The 11,261-nt window shown below is 71.2% G+C and carries 11 protein-coding genes and 1 pseudogene; 8 read left to right on the top strand and 4 right to left on the bottom strand.

Translation table 11 applies throughout. The features are described 5' to 3' along the window. Positions 1-52: 52 nt before the first annotated feature. Complete coding sequence (locus PD653B2_RS23735; protein WP_085874893.1) at positions 53-1,060, top strand: aldo/keto reductase family protein; 1,008 nt, start codon at positions 53-55, stop codon at positions 1,058-1,060. Here the strand turns inward: PD653B2_RS23735 and PD653B2_RS23730 are convergent. Then, complete coding sequence (locus PD653B2_RS23730) at positions 1,057-1,644, bottom strand: DUF3043 domain-containing protein (protein WP_085874892.1); 588 nt, start codon at positions 1,642-1,644, stop codon at positions 1,057-1,059. The two genes, PD653B2_RS23735 and PD653B2_RS23730, sit on opposite strands and share 4 nt — an antisense overlap. A 129-nt stretch (positions 1,645-1,773) precedes the next feature. On the opposite strand from PD653B2_RS23730, the pseudogene PD653B2_RS23725 reads away from it, so the two are divergent. From PD653B2_RS23725 to PD653B2_RS23705, 5 genes and pseudogenes are all read left to right on the top strand, one after another. Continuing rightward, positions 1,774-2,642 (top strand): annotated as a pseudogene (locus tag PD653B2_RS23725) (PspA/IM30 family protein). Continuing rightward, complete coding sequence (htpX, locus tag PD653B2_RS23720; protein WP_085874890.1) at positions 2,594-3,520, top strand: zinc metalloprotease HtpX; 927 nt, start codon at positions 2,594-2,596, stop codon at positions 3,518-3,520. Before PD653B2_RS23725 ends, htpX begins: the two are co-directional and overlap by 49 nt. Then, positions 3,520-4,092, top strand: coding sequence for a PspA-associated protein PspAB (gene pspAB / locus PD653B2_RS23715; protein ID WP_085874889.1), 573 nt, complete (start codon positions 3,520-3,522; stop codon positions 4,090-4,092). The genes htpX and pspAB overlap by 1 nt, the downstream gene beginning before the upstream one ends. Before the next feature lie 85 nt (positions 4,093-4,177). Beyond that, positions 4,178-5,938, top strand: coding sequence for a sensor histidine kinase (locus PD653B2_RS23710; RefSeq protein WP_085874888.1), 1,761 nt, complete (start codon positions 4,178-4,180; stop codon positions 5,936-5,938). A gap of 106 nt (positions 5,939-6,044) precedes the next feature. Next, positions 6,045-7,262: a sensor histidine kinase gene (locus tag PD653B2_RS23705; protein WP_207559353.1), complete on the top strand. Its 1,218-nt coding sequence runs from the start codon at positions 6,045-6,047 to the stop codon at positions 7,260-7,262. A 3-nt stretch (positions 7,263-7,265) separates the two neighbouring features. Here PD653B2_RS23705 and nadA read toward each other — a convergent pair whose 3' ends face one another. Further along, positions 7,266-8,438: a quinolinate synthase NadA gene (nadA, locus tag PD653B2_RS23700; RefSeq protein ID WP_085874886.1), complete on the bottom strand. Its 1,173-nt coding sequence runs from the start codon at positions 8,436-8,438 to the stop codon at positions 7,266-7,268. A gap of 41 nt (positions 8,439-8,479) precedes the next feature. Further along, a complete protein-coding gene (locus PD653B2_RS23695) occupies positions 8,480-9,361 on the bottom strand; it encodes a GNAT family N-acetyltransferase (RefSeq protein WP_085874899.1) in 882 nt (293 codons plus the stop codon). Positions 9,362-9,395: 34 nt separating this feature from the next. Between PD653B2_RS23695 and PD653B2_RS23690 the strand changes: the two genes are divergently transcribed. Both PD653B2_RS23690 and erpA read left to right on the top strand, forming a co-directional pair. Then, on the top strand, positions 9,396-10,469 hold the full coding sequence (locus PD653B2_RS23690) for a glycerate kinase (RefSeq protein ID WP_085874885.1): 1,074 nt from the start codon (positions 9,396-9,398) through the stop codon (positions 10,467-10,469). A 61-nt stretch (positions 10,470-10,530) separates the two neighbouring features. Then, a complete protein-coding gene (gene erpA, locus PD653B2_RS23685) occupies positions 10,531-10,893 on the top strand; it encodes an iron-sulfur cluster insertion protein ErpA (RefSeq protein ID WP_056148953.1) in 363 nt (120 codons plus the stop codon). A 103-nt stretch (positions 10,894-10,996) separates the two neighbouring features. On the opposite strand, the gene PD653B2_RS23680 is transcribed toward erpA, so the two are convergent. Then, complete coding sequence (locus PD653B2_RS23680) at positions 10,997-11,212, bottom strand: hypothetical protein (protein ID WP_085874884.1); 216 nt, start codon at positions 11,210-11,212, stop codon at positions 10,997-10,999. Positions 11,213-11,261 lie beyond the last annotated feature (49 nt).

Here is an 11,261-nt window from a genome sequence, read left to right as displayed (position 1 = left end):
CGAGACAGGCGCTGCGCGCCTTCCTCAACCACCGGTGGATAGGGTCGAGCACATGGAGATTCGGAACCTCGGCGGTAGTGGACTCAAGATCTCGGCGATCGCGTACGGCAACTGGCTGACGCACGGGTCGCAGGTCGAGGAGGACGCGGCGACCGCGTGTGTGCGCCAGGCGCTGGACGAGGGCATCACGACCTTCGACACGGCCGACGTCTACGCGAACACCGCGGCCGAGACGGTGCTGGGCAAGGCGCTGGCGGGGGAGCGGCGCGAGGGGCTGGAGGTCTTCACGAAGGTCTACTGGCCGACCGGGCCCGGCAAGCACAACGACCACGGGCTGTCGCGCAAGCACATCATGGAGTCGATCAACGGGTCGCTGAAGCGGCTCCGGACCGACTACGTCGACCTCTACCAGGCGCACCGCTACGACTACGAGACCCCGCTCGAGGAGACGATGGAGGCCTTCGCCGACGTCGTCCGGCAGGGGAAGGCTCTCTACATCGGGGTCTCGGAGTGGCGGGCCGAGGAGATCCGGGCGGCGCACGCGCTGGCCCGCGAGCTGAAGATCTCGCTGGTGTCGAACCAGCCGCAGTACTCCATGCTCTGGCGCGTCATCGAGGCCGAGGTCGTGCCGACGTGCGAGGAGCTCGGGATCGGCCAGATCGTCTGGTCGCCGATCGCGCAGGGCGTGCTGACCGGCAAGTACCTGCCCGGTCAGGCGCCGCCGGAGGGCTCGCGCGCGACCGACGAGAAGGGCGGCAAGGACATGATCAGCCGCTGGATGCAGGACGACGTCCTCGAGCGCGTCCAGCGGCTCAAGCCAATCGCCGACGAGGCGGGGCTGTCGCTGGCCCAGCTGGCCGTCGCGTGGGTGCTGCAGAACGACAACGTGTCGGCGGCGATCATCGGCGCGAGCCGGCCCGAGCAGGTGACCGACAACGTCAAGGCCGCCGGCGTACGCCTCGAGGCCGCCACGATGAAGGCGATCGACGACGTGGTCGGCGACATCGCCGTCCGCGACGCGGCGCGCACCGAGTCGCCGCAGCGCCGCAACTTCGGCTAGCGGTAGTCGTCCGGCAGCTGCTGGCCGATCTTCACCTTCGACTTGGGCAGTCGCATGAACTTCATCTGCATCGCCCGGGTCACGGCGTAGTAGGTCAGCCCCTTCGTGGGCGCGTCCGGGAACCGTCGGGCGAGCTCGCGACCGAGGCGGAACCGCAGCATGAACATGTCGCCCAGGACGATGACGACGGTGAGCAGCAGCATCGTGTTGCCCCACTGCTTCAACGTCTGGTTGCCGGAGTAGCCGAGCACCATGGTGACGAGGAGCAGCGGGATGACGAGCTCGACGAACGAGAAGCGGCAGTCGACGAAGTCGCGGACGAAGCGGCGCACGGGGCCGCGGTCGCGCGCCGGGTAGTAGCGCTCGTCGCCGTCCTTCATCGCCTGGCGCATGCTCTTGCTCGACTCCGAGCGCATGGAGCGCTGCGACTGGGCCAGCTCCTTGCGGCTGCGCGGGACTTTCGCGCGCGCCCTCGCGGCGGCCTCGGCCTCACGGCGGGTGGGGGTGGGTCGACCCTTGCCCCCGACCTTGGTGACGGTCTGCTCGGCGGGGGTGGCGGACTCTGACTTGCTGCGACGGAACAACGCGGGGCCTTACACGGGAGTGGGTACGACAGAACGTGCCCCAGACTACCGGCGCCGTCGCGTGTGCTTGCTTTTGTGCCTAGGCTGGGGATTCAGACGTGTGATTCATATGGAGAGGGATTCGTCCTCATGGGCATGTGGCAGCGCTTCACCCTGATCTTCCGCGCGAAGGCCAACAAGGCGCTCGACCGCGCCGAGGACCCGCGCGAGACGCTCGACTACAGCTACCAGCGCCAGCTCGACCTGCTCTCCAAGGTCCGGCGCGGGGTCGCCGACGTGGCGACCAGCCGCAAGCGGGTCGAGCTCCAGATCAACCAGCTCGAGCAGCAGTCGACCAAGCTCCAGGACCAGGCCCAGAAGGCCATCACGATGGAGCGCGAGGACCTCGCCCGCGAGGCGCTGACCCGCAAGTCCGGGCTCACCACCCAGATCAACGACCTCAAGGTCCAGCACGCCCAGCTCCAGGGCGAGGAGGAGAAGCTGACCCTCGCGCAGCAGCGGCTGCAGGCGAAGGTCGAGTCCTTCCGCACCCGCAAGGAGACGATCAAGGCGACCTACACCGCCGCCGAGGCGCAGACCCGCATCAACGAGGCGATGTCGGGCATCGGCGACGAGATGGGCGACGTGGGGGCCGCGATCCAGCGTGCCGAGGACAAGACGGCGCAGATGCAGGCCCGCGCGGGCGCCATCGACGAGCTGATCGCCTCCGGCGCGCTCGACGACGTCAGCTCCACCGGCTCCGGCGACGACATCGCCCGCGAGCTCGACGCGATGAGCTCCGCGGCCGACGTCGAGGCCGAGCTCGCCGCGCTCAAGGGCGGCGCATCGGCCCCGCAGCAGATCGAGGCGGCCGAGAACGGCGGCGACATCCTGAAGGCGGAGCCCGAGAAGAACACCGCCGAGGGCAACCAGCCCTAACGGCTTGGAGCGACCGGCAAGAATCGCTCGTATGGCACGCACACGGTTCGTCGGCGACGCCGGGCTCACCGCCCGGATGACGCTGGTGATGTTCCTGCTCGGTGGGCTCTTCGTCGGCCTCGTGGTCGTCGTGATGTCGCTCTTCTGGAGCTCGATGGGGCCTGGCATCGGGGTGCTGATCGGGCTGATCGGCCTCGGGATCGCCTGGTTCCAGTGGTACAAGTCCGACACCGTCGCCATGAAGGCGATGGGAGCCCGTGAGGTCAGCCCCGAGCAGGCGCCCGAGCTGCACGGCATGATCGACCGGCTCTGCGCCCTGGCCGACATGCCGAAGCCGCGGGTGGGCATCGCCGACACCCGGTTGCCCAACGCGTTCGCCACCGGCCGGTCGCCGCAGCGCTCGGTCGTCGTGGTCACCACCGGCATCCTGCGGACCCTCGACGCCGAGGAGCTCGAGGGCGTGCTCGCCCATGAGCTGTCCCACGTCGCCCACCGCGACGTGCTGGTGATGACCGTCGCATCCAGCGCCGGCATCGTGGCCGGCATGCTGACGCGGGGCGCGCAGTTCGGCATGTTCTTCGGCACTGGCCGCCGCGACAACAACAGCGGTGGGCTGCCCGTCTGGCTGGTCGTGCTGCTCGTCAGCCTGGTCACGTACGCCGTCAGCTTCCTGCTGTTGAAGCTGCTCTCGCGCTACCGCGAGCTCTCGGCCGACCGGGCCGGTGCCTACCTGACCATGAAGCCGGCCGCGCTCGCGTCGGCGCTGCAGAAGATCACCGGCGAGATGAACACCATCCCCGACCGCGACCTGCGCGCCTCGCAGCCGATGAACGCGTTCTTCATCGCCCCCGCGGTCCGCGGCGTCTCGCTGCGCACCCTGACCTCCACCCACCCGACGCTCGAGCAGCGTCTCGAACAGCTCGCGAAGATCCAGGCCGAGCTCAGCCGCCCGACCTGATGGGTCTCTGGGACGTCATCACCGGCCGCTCCCGGCCCAAGCAGGCCAACCTGGACTCGCTGTTCCTGGTGCCGAGCGCGGCGATCACGCTGGAGACGACCATCGGGCTGCGCCCGACGGGGGAGGGCTCGGTCTGCTTCCGGGCCGCCGCAGGCGGCGCCTTCCAGGAGATGCAGGACGACGTCGTCGAGCTGCTGAACGCCGACCCCGACGCGCCCGACGTCCAGGTGACGCGCGACGAGTACGGCTACACCTGGCTCGTCGCCCACCGCGAGCCCGACGACACCGCCGGGCTCTGCACCGACCTGCACGCCGTCAACACCGCCCTGGAGGGCCAGGGCTTCGGGCCCGGCCTGCTCTGCTCGGTGGTGCCGTTCGCCGACCCGAGCGGGCGCCGGGTCGCTCTCGTCTACCTCTACAAGCAGGCCAGCTTCTACGCATTCGCGCCGAGCGGCCCGCAGCGCCGCGACAACCTGCTCGAGATGCAGATCCGCGACACCCTGGCCGGCGAACTCCCGATGGAGCAGGACCTGAGCCGCTGGCTCGCGCTCTGGGGCGCGCCCGGCATCTGACCTGCCGAGCAGACCGGCCTCCCGGGCGCCACAATATCCGACGGGGATCGACGGGAGGCGGGGAGCGGTGTGCGGTGACTGCGCGGTGGAGAGCAGGCCCGACCGGGTCGCTTGGTCGGACTCGTCGGCCCGGGGCGTGCTGCAGCTGATGGTCGAGTCCGTCGCCGAGATGATCGGCTTCGAGGTCGCTGCGCTCTCCGTGGTGCTCGAGGGGGAGCTGCACACGATGGCCTTCACCGGGCCTGAGGAGATCCGTGAGCAGATCATGGGGGTCGACCCGGTCTCGGTCCTCGACCCGGTCCTGGCGCAGGCCGAGACGTGGGGTCGGTTCCGCTTCCTCGCGGGCGAGGACTACGACCACGACATCGACGGTCACTGGGCGGTCACGATGGAGCGCCGCGCCGACCATCCCGACGCCTGGCACCCCTACGACGTCCTGCTGGGCTGCCTGAGGGACGACCGGGGCGACCTGGTCGGCGTGCTCTCGGTGGACAGGCCGGTCTCAGGTCACCGGCCCGGCGCCACCCAGCGGCGTCTTCTCGAACGCTACGCCGCGCAGGCCGAACGAGCCGTGCTGACGGCGTTCGAACGGGAGGCCCTCGTGCAGCAGGTCGCGCAGGCGGAGGCGGCGCGGCGGATCATCCGCTCGGCCTCGATGCCCGCACAGGCGTCTCTCGAGGCCGTGCTCGCGCACACCCACCGGCCCCTCGTCGAGGGCTTCCGGGCCAGCGGCACCTGGATCCAGGTGCTCGAGCCGGACGTCGGACGCGGTTATGCGCGATCCCGACACGGCGAGCTGGTCGACCTCTCCGACCGCGTGGTCGACCTGGCGCGGCAGCTCGCACCGCGACTCTGGGAGGAGCAGCGGGTCCTGGTGGTCGCCGACGACGAGGAGCCGTGGCTGCCCGAGGGCTCGACGGCCGACCTGCTGGACGAGGCGCGCCGCCAGCTGGCGGAGCTCGGCGTCGCGTCGATGCTGGCGGTGCCGTTGGGTGTCGGTGCGGGCTGCCTCGGGTTCCTGGTGCTCACGCGTCGCGCCGAGGACCCGCCCTGGTCGTCGGTGGAGGTCGACTCCGCCCTCCAGATCGGCCACGACCTGGGGGCGGCCCTGATGACCTCCCGCGCGCTGGAGCGCGAGCGCCGGCTGGTGCTGGAGCTGCAACAGCTCGACGACTACCGCGGGCAGCTGATCGCGACCCTGTCCCACGAGCTGCGCACCCCGCTGACGGTCATCTCGGGCAACCTCGAGATGCTCGCCGACCTCGGCCTGGAGGGTCCGGCGGCGCGCTACGAGGAGGCCATGACCCGGGGCGCCCGCCGGATGCAGAAGGTGGTCGACGACCTGCTGATGCTCGCTCGCGTGAGCCACCCGCAGCATCCGCTGGTGCGGGCGCCGGTCGACCTCCGCGTCGTCGTCGACGACGTCGTGGCACTGGTCGAGTCGACCGCCCGGTCGAAGGGGCTGGACCTCCAGGTGCGGCTCGACGGTTCGGAGCTGGTCGTGCGCGGCGACGCTGCGGAGCTCGACCGGCTCCTCGGCAACCTGCTCAGCAACGCGGTGAAGTACACCTCCTCGGGCGGGACCGTCACGGTGTCTGCCGCCCGCCACGGCGACCAGGTCGTGCTGGCCGTGGCCGACGACGGTCTGGGCATCGCGGAGGAGGATCAGGTCGGCCTGTTCCACGCCTTCTTCCGGACGGCGAACCCGGACGCCCTGAGCCAGCCCGGCACCGGGCTCGGGCTGGCGATCGTCGAACGGATCGTCGATCGCCACGAGGGCACCGTGCAGGTCGCCTCCACCCTGGGTGTGGGCACGACCTTCACCGTGACCCTGCCGGCTGTCTGAGCGCCCGGCAGCGGCAGGGGGGACCGCCCTCCCGGGCGCGGGCGTGGGGCTCCGGGCATCCTGAGCCCGTAGCGGTCCGCGCTGACGTCTGCCTTAGGCTGTGCGGGTGGGAACCTCTGTCAACGTGACGACGACCCACCCGGCGGATGCGCCGAGGGTCGCCGAGATCGGCAAGTACCGGATCCTGACCGACCCCCCGCGGGCGGACCTGGTCGCACTGGTGGGGGTCGCGGCGCAGGTGGCCAGGGTGCCGATGGCCACGATCAACCTGATCACCGACCAGGAGCAGCACCAGGTGGCCACGCACGGCTTCGACGCCTCGGTCTGCCGGCGCGAGGACTCGATGTGCCACGTGGTGCTCCACGAGGGTGCGCCGGTGGTGGTGCCGGACGCCACCAAGGACCCGCGCTTTCGGGACAACCCGTTCGTCACGGGCGTGATCGGCGATATCCGGTTCTACGCGGCCCACCAGCTGGTCACCCCCGAGGGCATCGTCATCGGGACCCTCTGCGTCTTCGACAACGAGCCCCGGACGATCGCGCCCGCGCAGGCGCAGGCCCTGCAGGCGCTCGCCGAGCGGGTCGTCGACCTGCTCGAGCTGGAGCTGCGCACCCGTGAGCTGAGCACCTCGCTGCACGAGCTGCAGCGCACCCAGTCGGAGCTCGAGCGGTCGAACGAGCAGCTCGCGGCGTTCGCCGGCCAGGTCAGCCACGACCTGCGCAACCCGCTGACCGCGGTCAGCCTCTCACTGAAGATGATCGGCGAGGACCTCGGTGGCGGGCCCGAGCAGCTGGAGTTCCTCGTCACCCGCGCGATCGGAGGCGCCGAGCGGATGCAGTCGCTGATCGACGACCTGCTCGCCTTCGCCCGCGTTGGGGGCGAGCTGCAGCGGGTCCAGGTCGACCTGGCCGCCGTGCTCGCCGACGTCCGCGACGACCTGGCCACCGCGCTGGACGGCGCGACGGTGGTCACCGGCGACCTGCCGACCGTGACCGGGGACCCGGTCCAGCTCCGGGCGGTGCTGCAGAACCTGGTCGCGAACGCCGCGAAGTTCACCCGGCGCGGAGAGCCCGCGCACATCGAGGTCGACGGCACCCGGCTCGGGGACAGGTGGCGGATCGAGGTCTGCGACCGCGGCCCCGGCATCCCGGAGGACCAGCAGGAGCGGGTCTTCCAGCCGCTCGCGCGGGTCAACGACGACGTCGACGGCTCGGGCATCGGCCTGACGACCTGCCGGCGCATCGTCGAGGCGCACGGCGGCCGGATCGGCCTCACGAACTCGCCGTCCGGCGGGACCTGCGCGTGGTTCGAGCTGCCGCTCTGACCCCTAGTCCTTATGGGTCTTGCCCGGCAGGGCGAGCATCCGCTCGAGCGCGACCAGCGCCCACTTCTCGGTCTCGGGGTCGACCTCGATCCGGTTGACGACCTGGCCGGCGACCAGCGACTCCATCGCCCACACGAAGTGGGGGAGGTCGATCCGGTTCATCGTCGAGCAGTAGCACACGGTCTTGTCGAGGAACGTGATCCGCTTGTCCGGGTGGGCGGCGGCGAGCCGCTTGACCAGGTTGAGCTCGGTGCCGATCGCCCAGCTCGAGCCCGCCGGGGCCGCCTCGATGGTGGTGATGATGAACTCGGTCGACCCGACCAGGTCGGCCTTGAGGACGACCTCGTGGGCGCACTCGGGGTGCACCAGGATCTGGACGTCGGGGATGGTCGCGCGCAGCTCGTCGACGACCTCGGCGGTGAAGCGGCCGTGCACGGAGCAGTGGCCCTTCCAGAGGATCATCGTGGCGTCGCGCAGCTCCTCGGGGGTGAGGCCGCCGTTCGGGCGGTGCGGGTCCCACACGACGCAGTCGTCGAGGGTCAGCCCCATCTTGAGGACGGCGGTGTTGCGGCCGAGGTGCTGGTCGGGCAGGAACAGCACCTTCGCGTCCGGCTTCTGGGCGAAGGCCCACTCGAGCGCCACCTCGGCGTTGCTCGAGGTGCAGACGACGCCGCCGTTGCGGCCGCAGAACGCCTTGATGTCGGCGCTGGAGTTCATGTAGGTCACCGGGACGACGGACTCGGCGACACCGGCCTCGGTCATCGCCGCCCACGCCATCTCGACCTGGGTGAGGCGGGCCATGTCGGCCATCGAGCAGCCGGCGGCGAGGTCCGGGAGGATCACCTGCTGGTCGGGGCTGGTCAAGATGTCGGCCGACTCGGCCATGAAGTGGACGCCGCAGAAGACGATGTACTCCGCGTCGGGGCGACCGGCCGCGTCGCGCGCGAGCTTGAAGGAGTCACCGGTGACGTCGGCGAACTGGATGACCTCGTCGCGCTGGTAGTGGTGACCGAGCACGAAGACCCGGTCGCCGAGCGCCTCCTTGGCTGCCAGCGCGCGCGCCACCAGGTCGGGGTCGGACGCCGAGGGCAGGTCGCCGGGGCACTCGACGCCGCGTTCGCTGTTGAGGTCGGTGCCGCGCCCCAGGGGCAGCAGCGGGAGGTCGACGGTCGTCATGGGTCGATCCTATTCTCGGGCCACATCGATCGCTGCGGCGGTCACAGCAGGGCACCGTGGTGAACGTACGGCGCGGGCGGTTTCATCCCGCGCAGCCCGAGACAGCCCTTCTGGTGCAGCTCGAGCCGGGCCGCGAAGCCGACGTCGAGCGCCCACTGGTTCGCCGCGGTGAGGTGGTCGACCGCGACCTCCTCGGGACCGTCCGCGAGGACGGCCCAGAGCAGACGGGTCGCCGTCCGCCGGTTCGAGGCGGCCAGGAGCGCCAGCTGGCCGCGCTCGTTGACGTAGGCGTAGCCCGAGCCCGTCGTCGTGTCGGAGACCAGCAGGTGCCAGGTGCGCAGCATCAGCGCGTGGTCGGGTCCGTGCGCGGCACCCCGGGTGGCCCGGTCGAGCGAGTCCATCAGGTCGATGTCGCCCGCGCTGCCGTCGCGGACCTTCTCGACGACCGGGATCGCGCTGCGGTCGAGGATGCCCGTGAGGGACATCTGCGGGTGCAGCTCGAAGCCCGCCTGGTGGTAGATCCGCAGCGCCTTCGGGTCCGCCGACGCGGAGAGCATCCCGCGCGTGCAGGCCCTGCCGTGCTGGAGCGCCGCGGCCAGGAGAGGCTTGCCGATGCCCCGGCCCTGGCGGCCCGGCAGCACGGCGTACGTCGCCAGGCACCAGAGCGTCTCGCGGCGGTACGACGTGACGATCCCGACCAGACCGGTGTCGTCCTCGGCGACCCAGCAGCCCCCGGGGTCGGTCGTCACGAGGTGCCGGGTCCGCTCGATCCAGACCGCCCGATGGGCGTCCCCGCGGCGCGTGGGCTCCGGGTCGGAGACCGTGCGCATCCGCACGTCGAGGTCGAAGAAGCCCTCGTCGCTGACGCGCTCCGCGGCGGGGACGTCGTCGGAGGTCATCGGCCGGATCGTCAGGTCTCCCACGCGGTCACCGTAGGGCGCGCGCCACAATGCCCGCATGCGAGTTCTCGTGGCACCCGACAAGTTCGCCGGCACCCTCACCGCGGTGGAGGCGGCCGCAGCGATCGCCGAGGGCTGGCGGCGCCATGCTCCCGACGACGAGCTCGACCTGGCCCCGATGGCCGACGGCGGGCCGGGCTTCGTCGACGTGCTGCACGCGGCGCTCGGGGGCGAGCTCCTGGCGGTGACGGTGCGCGGACCCCACGGCGAGCCGACCCCGGCGACGGTGCTGCTCGACGGCGCCACGGCGTACGTCGAGGCGGCGCAGGCGTGCGGCCTGCACCTCACGGGCCGCGAGGGTGCCGAGACGGCCACGACGTACGGCGTCGGCGAGCTGGTCCTGGCCTCGGTCGACGCCGGGGCGACCCGCATCGTCATCGGGCTCGGCGGCAGCGGCACCAACGACGGGGGAGCCGGCCTCCTCGCGGCCCTCGGCGCGACCGCCGACCGGCCGCTCGACGGCGGGGTGGCGGGCCTGCAGGGGATCACCCGCGTCGAGCTGCCGGCGTTCGACGTCGAGCTGGTGGCCGCGAGCGACGTGGACAACCCGCTCACCGGGCTGTTCGGCGCGACCAAGGTCTTCGGGCCACAGAAGGGCATCCCCGAGGAGCGGCTGCCCGTGGTGGACGGCTGGCTGGAGGAGCTCGCCGCCGCCACCGACCGCCGGGTCTCGCTCGAGAAGGGCGCCGGCGCCGCCGGCGGCCTCGGCTTCGCGGTGCTGCTCCTCGGCGGCACCCGCGAGCCCGGCCTGGGTGTCGTCGGCGACGCGGTGCGGCTGGCCGAGCGGGCCCGGGCCGCCGACCTGGTCCTCACCGGCGAGGGCGCCTTCGACTTCTCCAGCCGCGCGGGCAAGGTGCCCTACGGCGTGGCCGAGGTCGCCGCCGAGGCGATCCGGCCGTGCGTCGTGCTCGCCGGTCAGGTGCTCGTCGGCTCGCGGGAGATGCGCGCCCTGGGCATCGAGTCGGCGTACTCCCTGGTCGACCTCGTCGGGAAGGAGCGCGCCTTCGCCGACCCGTCCGGTGCGCTCGCCGACCTGGCCCAGCGGATCGCGCGCACGTGGTCCAGGGAATAACCGGTCATGTGCGACCATTGGACTCGGTAACACACTTCCTCCGACCTTGGGAGAACCGCACATGACCGAGCAGGTCGAGACCACCACCGAGCGCCGCACCGACCAGATCAACCTGAGCGACGTCGCTGCCGGCAAGGTGAAGAGCCTTCTCGAGCAGGAAGGCCGCGACGACCTGTCGTTGCGCATCTCCGTGCAGCCGGGCGGCTGCTCGGGCCTCCGCTACCAGCTCTTCTTCGACGAGCGCAGCCTCGACGGCGACGTCGTCACCGACTTCGACGGCGTGTCCGTCGTCGTCGACCGGATGAGCGTCCCCTACCTCAACGGCGCGATGATCGACTTCGTCGACTCCATCGAGAAGCAGGGCTTCACGATCGACAACCCCAACGCCACGGGTTCGTGCGCGTGCGGTGACTCGTTCCACTGATCGAGACCCGGTGAGTTCACGAATCAACCTGAACTGAGCCACATAGCGACAGCCCCCGCCGGGCGACCGGCGGGGGCTGTCGTGCGTCTGAGGGAGGGGGTCCTCAGTCGCCGTCCACCTGGAGGTGCAGCGCGCCCGCGATGCGGGCGGTGGCCGCAGAGATCTCGATCCCCGGCTTGCGCTGCTCGCGCGACAGCTCGCTGGCCGCGGCGGCGAGCGGCCGGGTGAGGGACGCCTGGACGGCGCGGCAGTCGTCGCGCATCTCGGCGGGCGTCGAGGGGTCGTCGTACGCGAGCCGGGCAGTCGAGGTGTCGGTCATGCCATCGACGCTATTGGCTACCGAGGGGTAGTCCCAGCGGTACCCATCG

The sequence above is a fragment of the Nocardioides sp. PD653-B2 genome (assembly GCF_002117935.1).
Classification (GTDB): Bacteria; Actinomycetota; Actinomycetes; order Propionibacteriales; family Nocardioidaceae; genus Nocardioides.
This window is presented reverse-complemented; position numbering and strand designations above follow the sequence as displayed.

Bases quoted from the DNA above. Each gene is read 5' to 3' on its own strand.
- PD653B2_RS23735 (WP_085874893.1), top strand. From the start codon at position 53: ATGGAGATTCGGAACCTCGGCGGTAGTGGACTCAAGATCTCGGCGATC.
- htpX (WP_085874890.1), top strand. From the start codon at position 2,594: ATGGCACGCACACGGTTCGTCGGCGACGCCGGGCTCACCGCCCGGATG.
- pspAB (WP_085874889.1), top strand. From the start codon at position 3,520: ATGGGTCTCTGGGACGTCATCACCGGCCGCTCCCGGCCCAAGCAGGCC.
- nadA (WP_085874886.1), bottom strand. From the start codon at position 8,438: ATGACGACCGTCGACCTCCCGCTGCTGCCCCTGGGGCGCGGCACCGAC.
- PD653B2_RS23690 (WP_085874885.1), top strand. From the start codon at position 9,396: ATGCGAGTTCTCGTGGCACCCGACAAGTTCGCCGGCACCCTCACCGCG.
- erpA (WP_056148953.1), top strand. From the start codon at position 10,531: ATGACCGAGCAGGTCGAGACCACCACCGAGCGCCGCACCGACCAGATC.
- PD653B2_RS23680 (WP_085874884.1), bottom strand. From the start codon at position 11,212: ATGACCGACACCTCGACTGCCCGGCTCGCGTACGACGACCCCTCGACG.